This window comes from Kitasatospora sp. HUAS MG31, from assembly GCF_040571325.1.
In the GTDB taxonomy this organism is placed as follows: Bacteria; Actinomycetota; Actinomycetes; order Streptomycetales; family Streptomycetaceae; genus Kitasatospora; species Kitasatospora camelliae.
Map to the genome: position 1 here is coordinate 5,664,568 of NZ_CP159872.1, position 21,123 is coordinate 5,685,690.

General features: G+C 66.8%; 16 protein-coding genes and 2 pseudogenes. 10 read left to right on the top strand and 8 right to left on the bottom strand.

The genetic code is table 11. The features are described from left to right. Positions 1-137: 137 nt before the first annotated feature. A complete protein-coding gene (locus ABWK59_RS25350) occupies positions 138-353 on the bottom strand; it encodes an Imm53 family immunity protein (protein WP_354642917.1) in 216 nt (71 codons plus the stop codon). Positions 354-540: 187 nt separating this feature from the next. On the opposite strand from ABWK59_RS25350, the pseudogene ABWK59_RS25355 reads away from it, so the two are divergent. Next, positions 541-777: pseudogene (locus ABWK59_RS25355) on the top strand (IS256 family transposase); the annotation flags it as partial. An 88-nt stretch (positions 778-865) separates the two neighbouring features. Here the strand turns inward: ABWK59_RS25355 and ABWK59_RS25360 are convergent. After that, positions 866-2,788, bottom strand: a complete 1,923-nt coding sequence (locus tag ABWK59_RS25360; RefSeq protein WP_354642918.1) for a DNA/RNA helicase domain-containing protein — start codon at positions 2,786-2,788, stop codon at positions 866-868. Positions 2,789-2,895: 107 nt separating this feature from the next. On the opposite strand from ABWK59_RS25360, the gene ABWK59_RS25365 reads away from it, so the two are divergent. The 3 genes from ABWK59_RS25365 (at position 2,896) to ABWK59_RS25375 (ending at position 6,858) form a co-directional block, all read left to right on the top strand. Continuing rightward, positions 2,896-3,252 (top strand): nucleotide pyrophosphohydrolase, encoded by a 357-nt coding sequence (locus ABWK59_RS25365; RefSeq protein WP_354642919.1) that lies wholly within the window; start codon positions 2,896-2,898, stop codon positions 3,250-3,252. A 7-nt stretch (positions 3,253-3,259) separates the two neighbouring features. Further along, complete coding sequence (locus tag ABWK59_RS25370) at positions 3,260-4,261, top strand: hypothetical protein (protein ID WP_354642920.1); 1,002 nt, start codon at positions 3,260-3,262, stop codon at positions 4,259-4,261. A 1,313-nt stretch (positions 4,262-5,574) separates the two neighbouring features. Further along, positions 5,575-6,858 carry a restriction endonuclease gene (locus tag ABWK59_RS25375; RefSeq protein ID WP_354642921.1) on the top strand — a complete coding sequence of 428 codons (1,284 nt, stop codon included), beginning with the start codon at positions 5,575-5,577 and terminating at the stop codon, positions 6,856-6,858. 135 nt (positions 6,859-6,993) lie between these two features. On the opposite strand, the gene ABWK59_RS25380 is transcribed toward ABWK59_RS25375, so the two are convergent. Together ABWK59_RS25380 and ABWK59_RS25385 are read right to left on the bottom strand one after the other, a co-directional pair. After that, complete coding sequence (locus ABWK59_RS25380) at positions 6,994-9,342, bottom strand: hypothetical protein (protein ID WP_354642922.1); 2,349 nt, start codon at positions 9,340-9,342, stop codon at positions 6,994-6,996. A gap of 66 nt (positions 9,343-9,408) precedes the next feature. Next, positions 9,409-10,578 (bottom strand): DNA sulfur modification protein DndB, encoded by a 1,170-nt coding sequence (locus ABWK59_RS25385; protein ID WP_354642923.1) that lies wholly within the window; start codon positions 10,576-10,578, stop codon positions 9,409-9,411. A gap of 678 nt (positions 10,579-11,256) precedes the next feature. Between ABWK59_RS25385 and ABWK59_RS25390 the strand changes: the two genes are divergently transcribed. After that, the gene (locus ABWK59_RS25390; RefSeq protein ID WP_354642924.1) at positions 11,257-12,615 is read left to right on the top strand and encodes a hypothetical protein; all 1,359 of its coding nucleotides are present in this window, start codon (positions 11,257-11,259) and stop codon (positions 12,613-12,615) included. Positions 12,616-13,062: 447 nt separating this feature from the next. On the opposite strand, the gene ABWK59_RS25395 is transcribed toward ABWK59_RS25390, so the two are convergent. Further along, positions 13,063-14,163, bottom strand: coding sequence for an HNH endonuclease (locus ABWK59_RS25395; protein ID WP_354642925.1), 1,101 nt, complete (start codon positions 14,161-14,163; stop codon positions 13,063-13,065). A 1,011-nt stretch (positions 14,164-15,174) separates the two neighbouring features. On the opposite strand from ABWK59_RS25395, the gene ABWK59_RS25400 reads away from it, so the two are divergent. The 4 genes and pseudogenes from ABWK59_RS25400 (at position 15,175) to ABWK59_RS25415 (ending at position 18,203) form a co-directional block, all read left to right on the top strand. Continuing rightward, positions 15,175-15,900 carry an ATP-dependent nuclease gene (locus tag ABWK59_RS25400; RefSeq protein ID WP_354642926.1) on the top strand — a complete coding sequence of 242 codons (726 nt, stop codon included), beginning with the start codon at positions 15,175-15,177 and terminating at the stop codon, positions 15,898-15,900. Positions 15,901-15,968: 68 nt separating this feature from the next. Beyond that, a complete protein-coding gene (locus ABWK59_RS25405) occupies positions 15,969-16,823 on the top strand; it encodes an IS5 family transposase (protein ID WP_354642927.1) in 855 nt (284 codons plus the stop codon). After that, on the top strand, positions 16,820-17,218 hold the full coding sequence (locus ABWK59_RS25410) for a hypothetical protein (protein ID WP_354637307.1): 399 nt from the start codon (positions 16,820-16,822) through the stop codon (positions 17,216-17,218). The genes ABWK59_RS25405 and ABWK59_RS25410 overlap by 4 nt, the downstream gene beginning before the upstream one ends. A 180-nt stretch (positions 17,219-17,398) precedes the next feature. Then, positions 17,399-18,203 (top strand): annotated as a pseudogene (locus ABWK59_RS25415) (transposase family protein). A gap of 851 nt (positions 18,204-19,054) precedes the next feature. On the opposite strand, the gene ABWK59_RS25420 reads toward ABWK59_RS25415, so the two are convergent. From ABWK59_RS25420 to ABWK59_RS25430, 3 genes are all read right to left on the bottom strand, one after another. Beyond that, complete coding sequence (locus ABWK59_RS25420) at positions 19,055-19,195, bottom strand: hypothetical protein (RefSeq protein ID WP_354642928.1); 141 nt, start codon at positions 19,193-19,195, stop codon at positions 19,055-19,057. Positions 19,196-19,216: 21 nt separating this feature from the next. Next, positions 19,217-19,459: a hypothetical protein gene (locus ABWK59_RS25425; RefSeq protein ID WP_354642929.1), complete on the bottom strand. Its 243-nt coding sequence runs from the start codon at positions 19,457-19,459 to the stop codon at positions 19,217-19,219. A gap of 494 nt (positions 19,460-19,953) precedes the next feature. Continuing rightward, positions 19,954-20,181 (bottom strand): hypothetical protein, encoded by a 228-nt coding sequence (locus tag ABWK59_RS25430; protein WP_209415310.1) that lies wholly within the window; start codon positions 20,179-20,181, stop codon positions 19,954-19,956. Between the two features lie 505 nt (positions 20,182-20,686). Between ABWK59_RS25430 and ABWK59_RS25435 the strand changes: the two genes are divergently transcribed. Beyond that, positions 20,687-20,890: a cold-shock protein gene (locus ABWK59_RS25435; RefSeq protein WP_030918248.1), complete on the top strand. Its 204-nt coding sequence runs from the start codon at positions 20,687-20,689 to the stop codon at positions 20,888-20,890. Positions 20,891-21,123 lie beyond the last annotated feature (233 nt).

Below are 21,123 nucleotides of genomic sequence, written 5' to 3' on the forward strand. Positions count from 1 at the left end.
CGTGGATGGCCTGGCGCCAGCAGGTGTCCTGGGGCGTCGATACCAGTCAGTCGGAGGCCAGCAGGCAGTCGCGGGTGAGTGTGCTACTGGCGGCTAAGTCAGAGGTGCAGGTCACCTCGCGTGCGACGTGGGAAGGCTTACGAAGCAGACGTCCAGTCGTGCGGGCTGCGGTTAACGTCGTGTCGGGGGTACTCGCGTTCCTGCAGGTCCGTCTCCTCCAGGTCGATGGTGACAGACCAACCGGGGTTGTCGAGCGTATCGATCTTCACGCCCCACTCGTGTTCCCAGTTCTCGTTGCATTGATCGGCGTACCAGGTCTGCAGCCAGCTGAGGACATGCTCCGAATCGCTCATGGCGGGAGATGCTAACGCCGTGAACGCGTCGGATCGCCTGGGTGTTTGATCAGGCGGCGAGGGGAGGTCTTCCGCCCCCAGCGGACACCTTTCTCGCTCCGGATGCGGGCACGTTCGCGGCGTTGGGCGGCCAGGACGTGGGGCTGTAAAAGAACGGTGTAACTCCCGATCAAGGAAGTAGCACCTGATGACTGACGTGACCGTCTCGGCGGAGGCCGTAGAGGCCGTGCGGCCGGTGGAGTTGCAGCCGGACGCGCTGGACGACCAGTTGATCGGGCAGCTGGTCGACCGGGCCCGCGCGAGCGGGCTGCAGCTCACCGGCGCCGGCGGTCTGCTCCAGCAGCTCACGAAGAAGATCCTGGAGTTCGCCCTCGAAGGCGAGATGACGGACCACCTCGGGTACGAGAAGCACGACCCGACCGGGCCGGCCGCAAACGCTGGATGACCCGCTGGAAGGCCGTACTCGACGCGTTCAAGATCGCCTTCGACGGCCGACTCTCCGCCGGCCGTCGCTAACTCAACCCATCCGAGTTACACCGTTCATTGGACAGACCCGGCAAGAGTGCTTTCAAGTGCATCTGGGTCTCGTGATCGGTGGAATAGACGCGGGTGGCGTGGGTGCCGCGGGTGAGGAGGACCCGGTAGATGTTGAGGGCGTAGTAGAGGTACCGGTCGGGGGGCAGCCAGTTGACCCGGGTGTCGTGGCTCTTGTCCGGTCGGGCTGTCCAGCGGCCGTTTCGGTGGACGAGGTCGTCGCCGATGATGACGGTGTTGTGGCTGTACTCCATGCCCTGAGCGGTGTAAATGCAGCCGATCTGCTTGTGGCCGCCCTCGTCGGTCGCCCAGTACGGGCGGCCCGGGATGTCCGGGTCGTCGAAGGGGGACTCGTCCTCGCGGTAGTTCCACGGCCTGCGCCAGGTCCGGGGTCCGTCCGGAGCCGTCCAGGTGATCTCGACCTCTTCCAGGAGCGGCAGTTCTGTTCGGGGTTTCCAGGGCCAGCAGAAGCCGGCGCAGATGCGTGCCGTGCGGCCCTCGCCGTTGTTCGCCTCGACCCAGTCGGTGAACTCGTCGGGGTCGGCGGCGAGCGCCAGGTCGTAGTCGCTGCCGATCCAAGGCAGGGCGGGGCTTTCCGGGTCCAGAAGCTGGTCGACCCAGTGGTGGTAGGCGGTGGAGCCGTTGCACCGGAACTGCGTGGTGAGGGGGACGTGCTCGAAGTCCATGTCGTTGGCGTGGGCGAAGCGGGCGACCTCGTCCAGGGTGATGCCTTCGGTGGGGCTGATGACCTGCTGCTCGTCGAGGAACAGGACGGTGACTGCGGCAGTCTTCAGCAGCTTGCCAAGGATGATCGGGAATCCGCGGCGTTGTTCGGGTGGTCCGGTGCGGGCCCGGTGGGCTTCGTCGACGAGTACGACGCTGGTGTCCCCGATCCTGGCGGGGAGGGTGCCGGTGAAGGTGGAGACGAGGCCGCGGGCGGTGTCGCCGACGGTGCGGCGGATCTGGTGGGTGAGGGCCGCGGACGGGAACAGCAGCCGCGAGTCGATCCGCAGGTTGCAGAGGTCGGCCAGCAGGCGGCAGGCGATGACGGTCTTTCCGGTTCCAGGACCGCCGGTGACGACGACCACGGCGCGGCGCCGTTCCTGCCCCGGCGCAGGGTTCAGAGTCTGCCGGGTCAGGTGCAGGACCTGCTGACGGGCGACGTCCTGATTGCCAATCAGCTGGAACGCGTCATGACCTTCGATGACCTTGCCGACACGGGCGAGGAGCCCGGAGGAAGGGCGGTGCTCGGCCTCGAGCAGCGTCTGGACCTTGTCGGGGGACGGCGCGGCGAGGCGGTCGCAGCCCAGGGCGCGGGCGAGTTCCGCCGGGGCCTTCTGCGGGTCGAGGTCGTCGCGGCCCAGGAGCGGGAACCGCCCGGACGGGCCGCCGGCCGACAGGGCGCGCAGTGCTTCCACGAGCGGGGCGGGCGCGTCGTGGAGGACGGCCACGCCGTGAGCGTGCAGGGGGAGCTCGGCACGGGCGACCCAGTCCTCGAGGTAGTGGACGTAGCCGCCGACCTGGCGGGCCGGGTGCTGCACCACCCGGCCTCCGGCCCGCACGAGACCGGGGCGGCGGGGATCGAGGTCGGCCCGGGTCCACTGCTTGAGCTCCACCGCCACCACACCCAGGACACCATCGGACAACTGGCCGATCAGCAGCGCGTCCACGCGCTCGCCGGTCGCGGGCAGCGAGTACTCGAGCACCAGCCGCAGTCCGCCCAGGCCGGCTGCGGTGAGCGTGCCCAGCAGCGCGGGCCAGCTCCGCTGCCAGCTGCGGGTCTCCTGTTCGCCGGGGCGGGTGCCGTACAGGGTGGTGAAGCGGTTCTCGCACCTGCGGAAGAACTCGGGGTGGCGGGCTTGGGTGGCTGCTTCGTCTACGGTGCCCTCGAACAGGTACATGGACGATCTATAGCAGCCCTCGCCGACGGTGGGAACGGTGCGGCGGGCAGGGGCCGTGGGCAGGGTTGTTGGCATGCCGTCGGTCGGTGCTGCTATAGATCGGTGCTGTGACGATCAGCGCGCTCCAGCGGGAGTTGGCCGCGTTCGCGGCCGAGCGGGACTGGGAGCAGTTCCACACTCCGAAGAACCTCGCCATGGCTCTCAGCGGAGAGGCGGGAGAGCTCCTGGAGCTGTTCCAGTGGCTGACGCCTGAGCAGTCGTCGGCCGTGATGGCCGATCCGGGGCGTGGGCAGCAAGTCCGGGAGGAGATCGCGGACGTGCTCGCCTACCTGCTGCGGCTGGCGGACGTCCTGGACGTCGACGTCGAGCAGGCCCTCACTGACAAGATCGCCGCCAACCGGGCGAAGTACCCGGTGCACCTGGCCTACGGCCGGGCCAACAAGTACACCGAGCTGGGGGGATGACCACCACATGCGCATCGTGCTGCAACCGGCCGCCAGGTCCGACAAGGACGTCAACCAGCACTACAAGGACACCATCGCCACACCGGTGTCCTTGGCCGACCACGCCGACCTCCTCACCCCCGACGTCCACGCCCGCCTCAAGGAGCTGTTCCCAAACGGCGCCGCCCAGATGTGGGGCATCGTGCCGGGCAAGAAGAACGTGAACATCCCCTGGGTCACGAAGATGAACCCGGGGGACTTCGCGCTGTTCAGCGGCGACAAGAAGATCTACTTCGGCGGAACGATCGCCCTGATGTGGCGCAACGAAGCCCTCGCCGAACGACTCTGGGGCCGCAACCACAACGACCAGACCTGGGAGCACATGTACGCGCTCTCCGGCACTCAGGGCCTCGAGATCACCGTTGAAGAGGTCCGTCAGCTCCTCTCGTGGAAGCCGAAGCGCAACATCCAGGGAATCTACGTCCTCGACCAGGACAGCAGCGACACTCTCCAGGCCTACCTCACCCTCGAGCCTTCCATCGCCTACACGGGCAGCACGCCGCTCCCAGACCCGCAGGAAGACGCCACAGCCGCCGTCGGCTTCGACGGCGAACTCGAACGCACCGCGATGCGCGCCTATCGCGGCGAGCAGGCCGCCCTCAAGCGCCACCTTTTGCCGGGCCCCACCGGCGCGTGCGCTCTGTGCGGTCGTGTCCTGCCGGCCACGTTCCTGATTGCCGCGCACATAAAGAAGCGTGCCGTCTGCACGGACGACGAGAAGCGCGATTTCACAAACATCGCCATGCTCGCCTGCAGCCTCGGCTGCGACAGCCTGTACGAACGCGGATATGTCACTGTCGCCGACGACGGTCGAATTCAGATCAGTCCCCTCGCCGAGGCGATGCCTGGCATCCATGAGCACATCCAGCAGTACCTTGTCGGCCGGACCGTCTCCTGGTGGAGCGGGGACCGTGAGCCTCACTTCCAGTGGCACCGCACCCACACCTTCAAGCCGGGTCCGCCAGCGTAGGGGTCACCACCCAACTGAAATTCACTGACGCTGACACAGTCGCAGGGCGGGCACGACACCTTGGCCGGCCTCACGTGCCCATCCCCGGCGCCTGCCGTTTGCCCTGCCGGCCTGCGGAGCATTGTGAACCCGGTACGCCACCAAGGGAGACTCAGTTGCAGGACGCTCCGATGATCGTTGCCTTTGATCTCGAAACGCGGCGGGAGGTCCATGTGGACGATCGACCGCTGGAGGAATGGCGGACGATGGGCCACACCCGCGCGGAAGTGCTCGTGTGCTTCTTCTGCTTCCACGGTTTCGAGGCGCCTACTGGTACGAGGGTGCCGGTTCGGGTCTGCAGCCCCCTCCAAGGTGTGGCGCACCGCTACTTCGCACACCCGGAGGGCACGGCGCCACCGGGCGGACATCACCCGGAGACGGTATGGCACATGACGGCCAAGCATGTCCTAGGCCGGTGGGCGTTGAGCCGGCGGAACGTCCACACCGTTCGCGTCGAGCCCTGGGCCCCTCAATCGCGCCGTGATCACCGGAGGCCGGATGTCTCCGTACGCCTGACCGACGGCACAGCAGTGGCCATCGAGGCGCCGCACATAGCGCTGACCGACCTTGCCTGGCGTGACCGGCATCGGAGCCACCGGACAGTCGGTGCCCGGGACGTCTGGTTCTGGAAGCCAGGAATCTCGGCACCCCGTGCCCTCCTTGAAAAGCGTGTGCCGATCTGGTCCCTCGATGTTTCCAGCAAGACCGTTGCGACGCTCTTCGCCGGGCCGCACCATCCCCGTCCACCGCGTTGGTGGGACGAAGCCGAGCTGTCCGCCTTCGCAGTTCATCACCCGCCATGCCTCGGGGACCGCCTTGAAGCACGCTATTTCCCTCTCGGGGACACACAGCTCGATCCCGGGGGGGGGCTCGTTCTACCCGCTGATCTTCAAGCGGTTCTGCAGCATGCCGCCCGGGAAGTTCGTGAAGAGGCCGCCCGCGCCAGCCATCGCCAGATCTCTGGGGAGCGGCCGACGCTCGAGCGCCAGGATCGGCGAGCAACCCCTGGCAGCCGCCAGGCGGAGAGCTATCGGACGGACGCTCGACTGCTGTGCAGCGTCTGCCATGGACCGCTCTCGCCAGTTTTCCAGGAGGCAGGACGACACCTGATGTGTTGACCACAGCCCAGCTTCGAGGCCGTGAGGGCCCCGACTATGGCCCGCCAGAGCTCCGTGTCGAGGCGATGGCAGAGCCCGCCGTGTCATATCCGAATGCGACGATCACGCAGGTCAGTCATGCTTCTTGGAGGGGGAGTTGTGGGTCGTTTGTTGCGTGTGGGCGACGTGCTGCGGTACACGGCGTCGAAGGACACGGCGCCGGCGACCATCGATGGGTTCGACAACTTCTACTTCGTCACGGACAGCCCCGGTCAAAAGCGGGCCCTGCTTGAAGCGGGGATCAACGCGATGGCGAAGGTCAGGACGGCCGATGGGACACGGCGGCCAGCCGTGATGATTCGCTCGAGTCCGTGGAAGGCCGGGTCGGAACAGACGCCGTGGCACGATGTGTTCGACATCGACAACGGCCACGTGCGCTACTTCGGCGACCACAAGGCCGAGACCACCAAACCGGTCGGCAGTACCACGGGAAACGCCGCCCTGCTCGAGGCGTTTGACGGCCACCAGGCCCCCACGGTCGCCGGGCGGGCGGCCGCCGCGCCACTGCTGCTCTTTCGCTCGGTGTCGCAGAATGGCAAGGTCAAAGGCCACGTCGAGTTCTGCGGCGTCGGACTGATCGAACGCGCGGAACGCGTCGTCCAGTGGGCCGGCCGGGCCCGTACGACCTTCACCAACTACGTGTTCGACCTTGCGGTGATCGATCTCTCCGCCGAGGATGACAAGCTGAACTGGGACTGGATCACGGCCCGCCGTGAACCCGGTCGCTCGCACGCCGATGTACTCGAGTTGGCCCCCGCCGCATGGCAGGAGTGGGTGAGGCACGGACACTCCGTGCTGCCACGGGTCCGCCGCCGAGTCGCCCGCAGCAGGGTCACCAGGGTACGAGACCAGCGTCCCGCCCCGGGCAGCACGGTGGAAGCCGATCTCCAGACGATCTATCGGCGATTCGACGGAGACAAGCACGCCTTCGAGGCACTGGCGTCCGCGGTGGCGGCCCGGGTGATGCGAGCGTCGGGCCACAGCTACATCGAGGGCTGGCTTACCCGTAGGTCGGGCGACGGAGGCGCGGATTTCGTGGGACGTCTCGACCTCGGCAGGGGCCTGGCCGGCACCGAACTCGTCGTCCTGGGCCAGGCCAAGTGCATCAAGCCGGACAGCCTCGTCTCGGCCGAGCAGATCGCCCGGGTCGTGGCCAGGCTCCGCCGCGGATGGATCGGCGTGTATGTCACCACGGGTGCCTACTCGGAACCGGCCCAGCTAGAGATGGTCGAAGACCAGTACCCCGTCGTCCTGATCAACGGCCAGGACCTGGTGAAGGAACTCCGCGGAATCGCTAGCGAAGACCACGGCGGTAATCTGTCGGCCTGCGTCGACCACCTCCTGAGCACTCAGTCGCTCGAAGTGCTCAACCGCCGTCCGGAAGAGATCCTGCTCGGCTGATGAGTTGATCCTTGCGGCGTGTACGAGGGGCGCCACCATGATCAGGTGACGCCCCGGAGACATCTCACGCTCGTGAGCTAGGCGTTCGATGAGGTCGATTGGTCGGAGCATCTACCGGGCTGGAGGGAAACTTCCTCAGCCGGGAAGGCCCACCTCCTTGGCAAGATCGTCGAAGGCGGGCATTACCGCCAGCACCGCGCTGGCCGCCGCGCGTCGCGCCTCGTCGATGAAGTCGTCGTCCGGCATGGATTCACCGCTCTTCTTGATCTTGTCGAGCTTCTGCTGGAGAAGGAGAAGAGACACGCCAACTCCCACGGCGTACTGCTCGCGGGCGCGCTTGTCGCTGGTCAGCTCCTTGTTTCGCGCCGCAAGGTACTTCTTGAAGGGCGGGTACTCCTGGTTCAGCAGAATTGTCGGAATAGGCTGCTCGCCGAGAGCGCGAAGCTCTGCGTAGTCCGACTGCTGCTCGGCGAGGATGGACGCAGGGACGTCCTCGACCGAGCCGACAGTGATGCGGTCCCAGTTGTCCTCCGCGTCGTGGCTTGTCCAGCGGAGTGCAACATTGGTGCCCGGGCCTGGTCCCCCATTCCCCTGGGCTCCCTTGGTCGGCTTTCCGGTGCCTGCGCCGCTTCCGGCGATGTCGTCCACCAGCTCCAGCTTTGTGATGCATTCCAGCCTCTGGCCCAGACCGCCCGCTGCACGGATCCAGTCCTCGAGAACCACGCGCAGCTCGTAGGTGCCGTATCCGGCGGTTTCGGGCACTGCCACCATGACGCGCACCCGGCCGTTGTGTCCCTTCCCGGTGGTGATCTCGCGGTCCCCCACGATGTCTGGGTGGTCGCAGAAGGCCTGGAGACGCCCACGTCCTTCGTAGAACGAATCCTCGACGTCAATGGTGTAGGTGATGGAACGCGTGGTGCCGACGACGGCCCGGACGGTCGCCGGTCCCTTGATGACCGTCGGGTCCGGGTGCAGGGTGACAGGCTTGAGGCTTCCTCCACCACCACCCGCTCGTCCGGATCCCTGACCGTCACCCTGGCCGCCGGTGCCATTGCCCGAGCCGAGTGAGAAGCCCTTGACGGTGAGCGCACGGCTGATGCGGCGGGCGATCTCGGCCGTCGGCTGGTCGGTCTTGTCCTGGTAGGAGGCACGGATGAGCGCGTTGTTGGCCTCACGGAGGACGGCGGAGTCCTGGATCAACGCCCGAACAGCCTCCTCCAGACGAAGGGCGACATCACCCCTGACGAGCTCGCTCCGATCCGCGGTGAAGAGGCTGGTGCGGAGGTGGATCGGGAGCTCATCAGTTTCCACGACGACGAGCAGACGGTCGTAGAGCCTGTTGAGACCCGTCTGGTCGCGCACGTCGCGGGGGCTCCAGTGATGGTGCACTTGCCCGTTGGAGGTGAACAAAACTGCATGGTCACTGGCCAGGAACTTGTCGCGGCCACCGGGTTCCTTGGGCGCCCCGGCGAACAGCCAGTACCGCACGGGCAGTTGATAGGTGCGACCCTGGTGGTGGAAGGGCAGAGTCTCCTCACCGCGGTCGAAGCTGTATTCCGACCTCTCCAGCCGGTGTGCCAGACCTTCCAGAGTGGTGCCGCGCCCCCGGGTCGTGTTGTTGACGAATCGGGTCGGGAACACCGGGTGGATGAGCCGGGTGTTGGTCACCACGTCGAAGGACTTTGCATCACCCTCACGCCGCCGATGGGCACCGTCCACTCGGTAGGAGATGAGGGCCAAGTGCGTGCCGGGCTCGAAGTCGTCGTAGTCCTCGTGGGGGCACGACCAGGGCTCTGCAACGTCCCCCGCGGCATTCCACACACGGTCCACGAGGTAGTAGGCCGTCTGTCCCTTGGTGTTGTCCTGCCACCGGACCACGGAAACCGTGATCCGGTCCTCCTCCTCGTCCCGCAGCAGGGCTGGATCGCGCCGGCTGACGACCACGACCGCCTTGGCGTTGCGGTAGGTCATGGCGCCCCCGAGGCCGAACGCTCCCTGCAGGTAGAGGGCGTCCTCCTTGTTGCTCCCTCCCAGCGCGAAGATCGTGTTCGGCACGCTGGCGGCCGTCATGCCGCAGCCCTTGTCCCGGAACACGGCCGTCAGACGCTTGGTCTTGCTCGCGGGCGGGTCGGACTCCTCGAAGGTGGTGACGGCCAGGCGCGACTGCCCGGCGGAGTCGAGAGACCTGAGCAGTTCATTGGTGGCCTCGAACGGCGTCCTGAACGGCACCTGCGCCCTCGAGCCGTGGCGCTGCAGGGCGAACCGTTCGATGACGCTGTCCTGCATGTTGGTCACCAGCTCGATGAGCTTAAGGTCGTAGCTGCCGGACGATCCCATGAGGCCGAAGTTGTTCCACTTGTCCCCTACCGGACGGCGATTCTCGGCGCCGAAGGACTGCGCTATCAAAGCCTGGACCACCTCGGCGTCGGCGAGAGTGACTGCGTTCAGGGCGGCATGAACGATCTTCTGGGTGAGTGCCGACACGGCGATCTCCTGGTTGACCTGGACCGATGACTGCAATGAGGTTGGACGAGGGAACGAATGTGTGGATCAGTTCTTCTCGGAGTCGGAATTGATGTGCCTCACGATGACGTCGGCCGCGCCCTCCCAGGCGCCTCGGCCTGCGACGGCCTTGAGGGTCACCGGGTCCACCAACGTCCCCACGAACGGACTGGCGCTGCCGCGTGAGAAGTCGAAGGTGTGAAGCTTCGTCATGGAAGCGGTGACGTTGAGTCGTTTGTCGTCGGATGTCACCTGGTGCACCGCCGCCGTGATGGCGTAGAGGAGGTTTGCGCTGAGGAGCCATGTGTCATGTCGGAGCAGGGCCACGCCCTTGTCCCGCTCCAGGGCCGGCCGGACCGCGGGCAGCTCTCCCAGGCTCTGCCAGAAGTCCACGATCCTGGCGATGGAGCCCCTCTCGTCGGAAGCGATCTTGAGCTCCACCGCATCCTCCCAGCCCCGCGTGTCACGGAGGCCGGTGCCGACCAGGAGCGTGCCGCTGGCGTAGCGCAACGTCTTGTAAGACATGGTCTTGGCACTTAGCTTCCCCGGCGTGTCGGTGAGGAACTCGACGCGTCGGCCCTCGGCGAAGACGGGAATGTCGTCCCGCTTGATGATCTTCTCGATCAGGATGCGATTCAACGCGCTCCGCCGGTCCATGGACTGGCCGATGCTCGCGTTCAGAGGCTTGGCGTTCTTCTGGAGATCGGTGAAGTCCTGGGCCCGGCGGACTTGGTCGTCGTCGAGCACTACGATGATCGGTTGTCCGCTGGCGGCCATGCGCTGGTGCACGTCGTCGTTGAACTCGCGGTGCGCTTCGACCACGTCGGTGTATGCGCCAGTACGGTGACCGCCATCGCCGACCTTGAATTTGGCGCCAGGGCGTACGTACAGCACTCCGGTCTTGACGGCCTGCTCCTCGGGGGTTCCTTCATAGGGGACGAACTTTGCGTCACCCTCGCCGATATACACCAGGATCGAGTTGAGAACGTAGTCCTCCGTCTCCTCGATGTACTTGGCGATGCGTTGTCGGTGAGCCTTGTCCTCCTTCCGGTTGGTCCCGCCGCCGGACAGCGGATCCCAAACCTCCCGCGGCCCCACGACGCTGGTGTAGTCGATAGGCGTCATTGCCGTCGCAACCATCTGCCGGCCGCCCATGCGATACCCGATCGCCGGGTAAGGGACGAAACCGAAGATCTGCTGAGGCCTTGCTTCGCTCACGATAGCTCCCGAGGTTCGTTAGCCGTTCTACGTAGAGGCTACTCCTACGTTGTATCGCGTGCAATGAGATTGGACATTTTCTACGTAGGAAGCCACGCTACGTGAGAACCAACTTCGAGTGTTCAATTATGCACGGAAAGTGATCAGTCGGATGCTATGTCGACGTCTCCGGGTGTGAGTGCGACTGGGGAGGGTTGGGCTGAGTGCGCAGGATCCTGTGCGTCGGCCTGCTCGATGGCGCGCCGGTCTGGTGCAGGTAGCGCTCTGCCGTCGCCAGTGATCCGTGCCGGGTGATGGTCCGCGGTACGCGCAGCGGCATCCCAACGTCCGCCGTCCACGACAGCCTGGTGTGGGGGAGGTTGTGGCGGCGAAGGGCGCGGAGGAGTTGCCGGTCGCCAGCGCTCGCATTGTCCGGCTGAGGTGCGGCAGCTTCAGTTATGGTGGGGGTCGGCCTCGGATCCGGGCTGCTGGCAGTACCGGCGGAACCAGCCCTGGGCAACGACTTCCTTGCCGTCCGGGGGCGCGTTCGCAACGTGCCCACCAGCGGGACTCCACCTTCACCGGGCACGCCCTGCCGCATGCCCCTTTGCCGCCGGAGCTTTCCGCATGTCCGACCATCACCTCACCCCTGTCCCGCAGGACTTCTTCTGCGAGCACACACCCAGCAAGAGTCGGGTCATGGCCCTCGTCGGCCACCCGAACGGCCCGGCCTCACTCCAAGCCGTCCTGACCTGCCGTGACCATGAACTCGCCTACCGCGCAGCACTGTTGCTGCGGAAGGCGCTGAGCTCCACCACGAAGTCATGGCAGCCCGCGCCAGCGGAGGAGCTGTGCGCCAGGCTCCCCGACGCACCGGCCTCCTCCCTGCGGCACGCCGTCTCGTACGCGCTTGCCGGTAGCTGGCCCGTCGGCGCCGGCTGCCTCACCGACTGGCTTGAGCAGCCTGAGGACACCGCACCGGACGACCTCGACGGGGGCGAGGACTCCGAGCACGAGGAGCGGGCGAGCCGGACTCCGCACGACGCCCGGCTACGCGACCTACCGGGCCAGGTCGTTCAGGTGATCACGCTGCGGCAGTTCCATGTCCACGAGCCCGACTTGCTGTTGCAGGCCGCCCACCGAGAGGGCTGGACTCCGCTGTCCGTCGAGGAACTCTCCGACGATGACCCGCGGGACCTGGTCGGAGCCGTGATGTGGCTGGCCGACCAAGGCGGCGACATCAATGGAGCAGACACACTCACCGACCAGAGCTCGGCCTCCTGCCTCCGTGTCGAGAACGGGCACGAGGTCGCGGAGTGGAGCAGCGAGCCCGTTGTCGCGACCTTCCGATCCGGATGGCGCCTGCACCAGGCCGTGCACGACGATGATCGGGCGGGACGGCCGGACGCGGGGGAGGAGCTTCCCGACTTCGCCGCCCTGTTCCCGGTGACTGAGCACCACTGCGAGGACGAGGACTGCGAGGACTGCGGCTGGCAGCTCACCCCCCGCACCGCCGACCTCCTGCACACCGCGCTGGTGGTCCTCGCCGACCAGGCCTACGACGACGCCGAAGAGCTTGAAGACCGGCCCCTGACCGCCGACGACCGCGGCGACTGGGAGTTCTTCGCCAGCCTGCCCAAGCTCACCCACGGCTGCGACTTTCAGTGGCGCCGCCGCATGGCTCGAGCTCTGGACGACCTGGCTCGCGACCTCGAGCTGGGCAACTGGCCCGAACCGACCTGCACCGCCGAAGAACTCGCCCTCCACCTGGCGATCCGCGAGGCCCCCAGCTACACCGACGAGGTCGATGACAACGACGACCACCCGCATCGCAAGCTCCCTGTCCACAGCGACGACTACGACTTCGCCGCCTGCAGCGACCTGCTCTTCCAGGACTCCGACGTGCTGATGCTCTACAGCCCCCGCTTCGACGGCATCGAAGACCCGGATGGTGACGTCAACCGCGACCTGGGCATCGGCGACCTGCGCCCGGCCGCCTGGTTCGAGCCATTCCTCAACGTTGAGGCCCGAGACCCCCACCGCGGCTTCCGCCGCTGACCGGCGGCCGCACCGCTCAGGGCACGCGGGCCGCCTCGGCGTCTCCTGCGTGCCCTGGGCTCACCGTCCGTGGGTTGCTGCTTCGGCTGGGAAGCGCGCGAGGAGGCGAAGCACCTGTGAGACTGAGTGCCGTTCACCGGGATCACGGCGGCAATCTGCTGGCCTGTGCCGAGTCCTGTTGAGCAGCCGATGGCTCAAGGTGCTCAACTGGCGGCCCGAGCCAATCCTCCTCGAGTGAGTCTGCGAAGGGCATCCCGCGGGACCACCCCGGGACCACACGCTGCGCGCGGAGCCGAACAGTGCCCGGTCGACAGCTCGACGGGGTGTGCACCTGTACGGCTGCTACCTGGGGAAACGTCATGCGTCGCGATCTGGGGGTCAAGGGCGGGCTTGAACGCCTCTGGCCGCGCACGTGGTTGCCAGCGAACGTCGGCCTACACCCATTGATCATTTGCGCGGCCGCTCAGCGACAGGTGGCGTCAGCCACTCCAGGTGGGCTTCGCCGACGGCAGTAGCTAGGTCCGCCCTCAGTTGGCTCCGCCGGCGGCCACGGGTCTTTGCGGCGTGGCAGTTGGGGCACAGGGCCGCCATTTGCTCAGGGTGGTCACGGCCTCCAGCAGCGATCTCTTCTATGTGGTCGACCTCCAGCAGAGGCCGACCGTCATCGGTAACGTCATCGGGTTGGCCGGCGCAGGAAGGGTTCTCGCAGAGGCCGCCACAACGGAGAAGAACGGCTTCACGAGCCTGAGGAATCCGTACAGGTCGGGCCGATTGGCCTGCTCTGCGCTGACCACGAGTCTTGACCTCCCGCTCTTCGACCACGGAGACGAGTCGGAGGTATTCGCGCACGTCTTCTGGGGCGCGTCGCGCGGCTACCGATGGTGGCGAACTGGCCTCACTGACCGCTGGACGTGCTCTGCCCTCGCACCGAACATGTCTGTACTGCCCGGGAAGCAGACCGCCCTTGTCGCACACTGGGCAGATCCTGCCGTCTGGCGACAGCGCCCGGCTGGGTGCTTCCAGTGAGGACGCTGTGGGCGGAGACGGGGCGAATCGGATCGGTGAGTCGTCATGCTCCGGCTCCGCTGGGCGGTCGACTCCGTCGTCGTCGAGGTTCGGATTCTGGACTTGCTCCAGATCGGCGCCCAAGGAGAGTGCCGGCACCTTGACGGAAACTTCGGTCTGAGGTGCAGACGGATACTGGGCTGGAAGGAAGACCGCGCCGTGCACCGGCGGCGTCGGATGCGCTTGGCGCACCGCGAACTTCTCCTCTGTGGCGCGGCCAGTGGACGTGTGGGGCAATATGCCAGCGGGTGACTCCTTGCGATGCACCTGGCTGGCTATGGCAAGGCTTTGAGCAGTCCAGGGTGTCTCGGGCGCGTCACCAGGCTGGCTTCGCCGGGGTGTCCAGGAGTGCTTAGGTGGGCGAACACCGGTTGGGTCTGAGAACAGGGATGTGAACATCCCGTCGGCTGGCTGAACTCGTCCGGAGTCGGTCTGATGGTGCGTTGAGTCGCCGGAGTCCGGATGAGTCGGTGTCGGTGCCATCCGCCGAACATGCCCTACGCCAGCCACGTGAGTCCAGTGGGTGGCACCCTGAACCGAGCCGCGGCTGAGGTAGGTCGGAGACAGGACACACGGCGCGTGAAGGTCCTCCTCGTGCGATCACGTGGATAGATCAATGGAGGCTGTCGGACCTGGCCAGCCTCTCGCCAGCCAGGCACACCCTCTGCCTTGACATCGATCGCCGACATCAACGGCGTATGACTACAGCGGACCTGCTTGGATCCGTCGCAGCAGATCGGCCAGGGGTGCTTGGCCCGAGCAGGCAGGTTGATTCGGCAGCGGGAGTGTAGATGCGCCTGGGGGTCAAGGGGTCGCAGGTTCAAATCCTGTCGTCCCGACAGGAATGTCGGAGCCCCGCTGACTGGACGGAAGTCCAGGCCAGCGGGGCTTTTGCCGTTTCTACGGCGGGTTCAGCGAACGAGCCTCAGATGGCGTTCTCCGGGGGAGTCCGGCGGGACCACTTCGGGACCAGGGGCCCGGCGCGGGCCGCTCAGGGGTGTGCTCGACGCCTTGGCGGCCTGCTCAATCGATCGCTGGTTCGATCCGGCAGGGCAATCGCGGATGAGGTCAGCAGCCTGGATGCCAGGCGGGGGCGCCAGGATGCGACTGGAGAGAAGGCGCTGCGCAAGCAGCGGCCAGTGCCCTCGCGGCGAGGCGGCGTGACTGCATGAACTTGGCGGCCTGGCCAGCGGCCAGCGGTGACGGATCAGGGGCTCATGCAGTGGTCCTTGCCTGCCATGATGGAGAGATGAGCCACGATGACAGGGTCCGAAAGCTGGGAACCAAGTTCGCGAAGGCACGTTACCCGACGTTCGGTCCCATACTGTTGGCGATGCGGGTTCAGGGGTTCCGGGGAGTACCTGACCTGTTGATGGAGTTCAAGTCGCCCATAACGGCCATATCGGGCTTGAACGGGACCGGAAAGAGCACGGTGGCGCAGCTCGCAGCTGCGCATTTCGCCAGCCTCCCGGACATCCCTGGTCCCGCTACTACGTGGCCTACTACTTCCCGGTTTCAGTAGCCGACCCGGAGCCGTTCACCGCCGGCGCTCAGGTCCAGTACCTTTACGCCGCTGGCAACGACCTGGGCTTGCAGACTGTCACCGTGACACGGGCCGCGAAGGAGTGGTCCGGCTACAAGCGGCAGCCGCAGCGGGCGACCTACTATCGCGGCTTCACTCAGTTCATCCCGAAGGTCGAGAGGCGAGACCTGTCCATCTACGGCGGCGCCAGCCTTGAGTTGGGGGACACAAGCACGCTTGATCCAACAGCCGCTGAGCATGTCGGCCGAATCCTGGCCGCACCCTATGAGCACCTGGGCTTTACCGAGGTTCTGGCCAGCAAGAAGACTGCAACGCTTGCTATGGCTGGCCGTGGCGGGCGGCGCTACTCCGAGAACCACATGGGGACCGGAGAAGGGCGTGTGCTCTACATGGTGAACACCCTGGAGACGGCGCCGCCAAAGAGCCTCATCATCCTTGAGGAGCCGGAGACTTCTCTGCACGGCGATGCCCAGGTCCGCCTCGCGCAGTATCTGGTCGAGGTGGCTCTACGTAGAGGGCACCAGATCATCCTGACCACGCACAGCACTGCGATTCTTGGCCAGCTTAGCCGCGACTCGGTCGTCTACCTGCGGCGGACACCGATGGGTGACGTGACCGCTACTCACGGACTCAGTACCTATCAGTGGACGTTAAGTCCCCTTTCTCTGGGTTCGTGATCGCTCGTTCGTGTGAACGCCAGCCGAACTGGCGTGCCGGTCTGGACTCGGGTGATGTTCTGCGGCCCATGGACAGACGGGCGTATCCGAGCGACTTGTCGGACGAGCAGTGGGTGTTGATCGAGCCGATGATCACGGCCTGGAAGCAGGACCGGGTGGCGCGGTCGGCGACCGGGGATCCGGGGGTCTGTGATCTGCGGGAGGTCGTGAACGCGGTCTTCTACCAAAACCGGACGGGCTGTCAGTGGCGCTACCTGCCCCATGACCTGCCGTCCTGGTCGGCGGTGTTCTACTACTTCACGCTGTGGCGCCAGGACGGTCTCGACCAGCGGATCCAGGAACTCCTGCGCTGCCAGGTGCGGGAGAGGGCCCGCCGATTAGAGGACCCGTCCCTCGTGATCATCGACACCCAGTCCGTCCGCGCGGCCGCCGGTGTCCCGAGGACCACGACGGGACTGGACGCCAACAAGAAGGTGTCGGGGCGCAAGCGGGGGCTGGCCGTGGACGTCATGGGGCTGATCATCGGGGTCGTCGTCCTGGCCGCCTCCGCTCACGACAACGCCGCCGGCACCGCCCTGCTCGACCAGGCCGCCGAGCGGTGCGGGATGCGACTGGAGAAGGCCCTGGTGGACCAGGGCTTCAAGGACGAGGTCGTCATCCACGGCGCCTTGCTGGACATCGACGTCGAGGTCGTCCGCCGCAACCCCGCCGACCAGGGCAAGGGCTTCGTCCCGCAGCCGAAGCGGTGGGTGGTGGAGCAGACGAACGGCACCCTGATGCTGCACCGGCGCCTCGCCCGCGAGTACGACCACCGGCCCGACACCTCCGCCTCACGCGTCTACTGGGCCTCCACCGCCAACATGGCCCGCCGCCTCACCACACCCGCCCTCAGCTGGCGCGACACCCTCGGACTGGCCGCGTGAACATCGCCGAACTCCTGGCAGACCTCCAGGTCCGGCAGGACGAGGCCGCCACCCGGGCCGCTGAACTGCGCGCCCGGATCGAAGAGCTCGCCGCCGACCTGACCGAAACCGAAGCGCGGCTCACGGACCTGGCCACCGCCCGAAAGATCATCGCGGAGATCACGCCGGCAGGGACCGAACCCGAACCACCCGAGACGAACACCACCTACCAGGCCATCGTGAACGCCTTCAACCAGCACCCCGACCAGGAGTTCCGGGCGCGCGAGCTGCACGAACTCCTCGGCATGCCCACCGACGAGGCGTCCGTCAACATCACCCGCAGCCGCCTCGGACGCCTCACTCGCCAAGGCTTCCTCACCCAACCCGGACGAGGCCGATACCAGAAACGGACTTAACGTCCACTCAGAGCGACTCGCACCTTCAGAGAGAAGGCCGAACTCCGGGTGGCATCACCGTTTGCGTGGAAGATGAGTTCGCACGGTGTCTTGCCAGTGAGCCTCTTTCATCCTGTCCCGACAGGGTGAAATGCCTGGTCAGCGAGTTGTAGTGACGCAACAAGGCCCCTCGTCGTTGCCGTGGTGATCTCACTCATCACGTCGCCGCCGAGGGGCCCTGTTGGTCTCGTATCCTGCCATGCTCGACGTCCCGCACGAGCTGGTCGAGCACGTCTCGTGGCTGATCCATACCCGAAGGTGTGAACTCGGATCGCGGTGGCGGAAGTTGGGCTGCTTCAAGCAGGCATTGCTGGTCCTGGCGCATCTACGGAAGAACGAGACGCTCGCCCAGGTCGGAGCCGGGTTCGGGGTGTCGGAGGCGACCGCCTGGCGGTACGTGGACGAGACCCTGGAGGTCTTGGCGGCGTGGGCACCGGGCCTGCGCGAGGCGCTGGTGGGTCTGGGCGAGGGCGACTTCGTGATCGTCGACGGGACCCTGATCCCGACCGACCGGATCAAGGCGGACGAGCCGTACTACTCGCAGAAGCACCGCAAGCACGGGATGAACGTCCAGGTCGTCGCCACGCCCGACGGCACACCGCTCTGGTTCTCCCGCGCCCTGCCCGGTCGCACCCGCGACCTGACCGCCGCCCGCGCCCACGGCATCGTCCAGTCCTGCCTGACCAGGGAGATCCTGGTCCTGGCGGACAGGGCCTACCAGGGTGCCGGCGCCACCGTCCGCACCCCGTACTACCGACACGACGAACTGCCCGAGCACTACAAGCAGTACAACCGGGACCACGCCCGCCTCAGGGCACCCGGCGAACGCGCCTTCGCCCGACTCAAATCCTGGCGACTCCTACGACGGGCCCGCTGCTCGACCAACCGGATCAGCCGGACCGTTGCAGCCGTCCACACCCTCCTGACCTGGCAAAACCCAGGATGAAAGAGGCTCAGTGAGATCTTCCGGACCGTCGACCCAGACCTCCTCGTCGGCTGCTCGTTTCTTACTATTGGTGGCGGTCAGGAGATCCCTGCTGCAGTAAAGCTGCTGCGGGAGGCAAGGGTTCGCGCTGTTGGTCTCAGTGATGGGGACATGCCTCACGATGGGACGGATGGGGTCATGACCCTGCCCGGCATCGAACCCCCGGAGAAGGAGGTCTTCGCGCACCCCGCGGTCTAGAAGTACTTTGCGGATGCGCCATTCCGCGTCGATCTGGACGAGGTCCTGGCGGGCGTTGCTGATCACCACGACTATGCCAGGACTGTGGCAGCGCGTCTCTTGATGGACAAGACCGTGGTGATCGGCTTCGCCTGTAGGGCATATGCCGATGCTCACCAGCCGAGCGACTTTGCCGACATCGTTGGCTTCGTTCGCAAGGAAGTCAGCGACCGTAGGTAGAAGTGGAGTTGCACGCTCCTGTCGTCGATGCGGTTTGCACCTCACCTCGGTCCGTGCAAGAGGAGTTGTGCAGCGCGTTTGGGTGGCAGCCAGCACTCCGACAGGGATCAGCGTGGTCTGGCGTCCCGGTAGGAATGCCGGAGCCCCGCTGACTGGACGCAAGTCCAGGCCAGCGGGGCGTTTGCCGTTTCTACGGCCGGTTCAGCGCACGAGCCGCAGGCGACGGCCGGGGGAGTCCGGCGGGACCACTTCGGGACCAGGGGCCCGGCGCGGGCCGCTCAGGTGGGCGCTCAGCGCCGCCCCGGCCCGCTCGATGGCGCGCCTCCCACCAGCCCCGGCCCGACTGCCACCGGTCGACCACCACGACCGCGCAACCGCTCACGCCCTGGGGCCGCTCACCCCGGGCCGGCGCCGGACGAATGGCCGTGGCCGTCCTGCCAGGCGACCGCCCGCATCATCTGTTCCTCGTCGAGGCCGGTCATCACGACCACACGGTCGTACATCTCTTTCTCGTCCAGCGGGCCGAGCAGACGCACCGCCCGGGTGATCTGCCCCGCTCACAGCTCCTCGACCACGAACGGACGGCGCCGGTAGCCGGCGGCGAGGCGCACCAGGTGCGGCTCACAGCACGCGTGCAGCAGCCGCTCGCCGTCGAAGCGCGGATCGGTGTCCACCGCGGAGGAGTCCGGCACCCGCAGCACCACCAGTTCCCGCGCTGGGGCCAGCAGCCCGCACTCGTCGCACAGCTCCGGCGCGTCGTCGCCGGAATCGATTCTCGCGGTGCCGTCGGCGCGGGCCATGTCTCCGGTGTACGCCCCCCGCCGCGACCCGCGCGAGCCGAAGCCGTCGAGAGGCAGTGCGGCCGCCCCGTCCCACCCGGCGGGCAGTGCCGGGCAGGCCCGGTTCCGCGGCGGTCACAGTGAAGCCCAGCCACCTGGGGGGAGGGCAGTTGGGCTGGGACCGGGACCGGATCAGCGTGGACACCGGTCTGCGACCTCGACCGTACGACAGGCCCACTCGACTGGACCGCAGCCACACGCCATCGGCGCGCCGGGGCCGCCGGCGTCGGCAGCAGGGCCTGGCGCGGCCGCAGGTCATCGAACGACGGGAGCAGCGCTGCGTAGCGCTCGCCCGCCGCCTTGACGACGGTGTCGACGTCATCCGGGTGGCCCGGAAATCCGCCGATCCAGGCGGGTGGTGGCCCAGCCTTCGAGCCGGGCTCCAGGGGCGCGCGGCGGTGTCTCCGCGCCATGCGCGGTGCGGCGCGCTCGGCCGAGAACGCGTGAGTCCTGGGTCAGAGTTTGAACATGGCGGCGTAGGGCTGGGTGATGCGTTCCCGCCGCGATCCGAAGTCGACGAGTACCGCGATGTCGCTGTCGCCTTCCACGCCGATGGCCCGTCCGAGGCCGTACTGGTCGTGAGTGACGCGGTCGCCGACGGCGAAGTGCTTGCGCGGTGCTTCGATCCGGGCCTTGAAGGGGCTGGTGGGCAGGACGCGGCGGACTGCTGCAGATTTCGTCATTCCCTGCAGTATGTGCCGGAAATCGCGAGGGCAGGTCCTTCCGGCGCATTCAATTTCGGAGTTCGACAGGAATGCCGCGTGCGCTGTCCAGCGGTCCCCTGGATGACGCCGGCGGGCGTGGCGCTTCGCTGTTCGCGGCCAGGGCAGGCGCTCCGCGCCCGAGTCGGCCGCCCTCTCCATCCCTGGAGTCGGCGGCGCCGACAGGGCGGGAGGCATGCTCAACGAGGCTGCTCTCCATGTGTGTTGATGGTCCCGGTGCCTCGCGATCGGCGGCCCCGGGGAAGGGGCCTCGCGGAACCGGGGGTGAAATATCCGCCCGTGGCGGGCTGGGGCCTGCTAGAGTCGTTTTAGTTGCAGTAGTGGTTCCCATGAACTTTGTGTGCGCCTGCTGATGTATCGTAGGCGCCTTTTTGTTTCCCGGCTCTTCCCCGGGTGGGTGCTCATCGCGGCGACTCGAAACGCGCGCTGTGCGGGTTTCGGACAGCCCCTTGAAGGAGATTTCTTTATGGCTAATGGCACTGTGAAGTGGTTCAACGCGGAAAAGGGCTTCGGCTTCATCGAGCAGGAGGGTGGCGGTCCTGACGTGTTCGCCCACTACTCGAACATCAACGCCAACGGCTTCCGTGAGCTGCTCGAGGGCCAGAAGGTCGAGTTCGACGTCACGCAGGGTCAGAAGGGCCCGCAGGCCGAGAACATTCGTCCGCTGTAGTTTCTGCCACGGCACCCGCCTGGTAGCGAGGGGCCCGCACCGCGTACATGATGCCCGGTGCGGGCCCCTCGACATTGCTCCACCACGCATTCCCCGGCCGTTCAGGCCCCCTGGCTCCGCCACCGGCGGCCATCCCCACGCGAGACGCCCAGCGCCGCGTCCGGATCGGCGCCCTGCCGTGACATCCCACGGTTCGAGGATCTTCGCTCCCGCCCTCCGCGGTGAGCGTCGAC

Coding starts and splice junctions, on each gene's coding strand:
- ABWK59_RS25350 (WP_354642917.1), bottom strand. CDS start 353: ATGAGCGATTCGGAGCATGTCCTCAGCTGGCTGCAGACCTGGTACGCC.
- ABWK59_RS25360 (WP_354642918.1), bottom strand. CDS start 2,788: ATGTACCTGTTCGAGGGCACCGTAGACGAAGCAGCCACCCAAGCCCGC.
- ABWK59_RS25370 (WP_354642920.1), top strand. CDS start 3,260: ATGCGCATCGTGCTGCAACCGGCCGCCAGGTCCGACAAGGACGTCAAC.
- ABWK59_RS25390 (WP_354642924.1), top strand. CDS start 11,257: ATGGCCCTCGTCGGCCACCCGAACGGCCCGGCCTCACTCCAAGCCGTC.
- ABWK59_RS25395 (WP_354642925.1), bottom strand. CDS start 14,163: ATGGCACCGACACCGACTCATCCGGACTCCGGCGACTCAACGCACCAT.
- ABWK59_RS25405 (WP_354642927.1), top strand. CDS start 15,969: ATGGACAGACGGGCGTATCCGAGCGACTTGTCGGACGAGCAGTGGGTG.
- ABWK59_RS25425 (WP_354642929.1), bottom strand. CDS start 19,459: ATGGCCCGCGCCGACGGCACCGCGAGAATCGATTCCGGCGACGACGCG.
- ABWK59_RS25430 (WP_209415310.1), bottom strand. CDS start 20,181: ATGACGAAATCTGCAGCAGTCCGCCGCGTCCTGCCCACCAGCCCCTTC.
- ABWK59_RS25435 (WP_030918248.1), top strand. CDS start 20,687: ATGGCTAATGGCACTGTGAAGTGGTTCAACGCGGAAAAGGGCTTCGGC.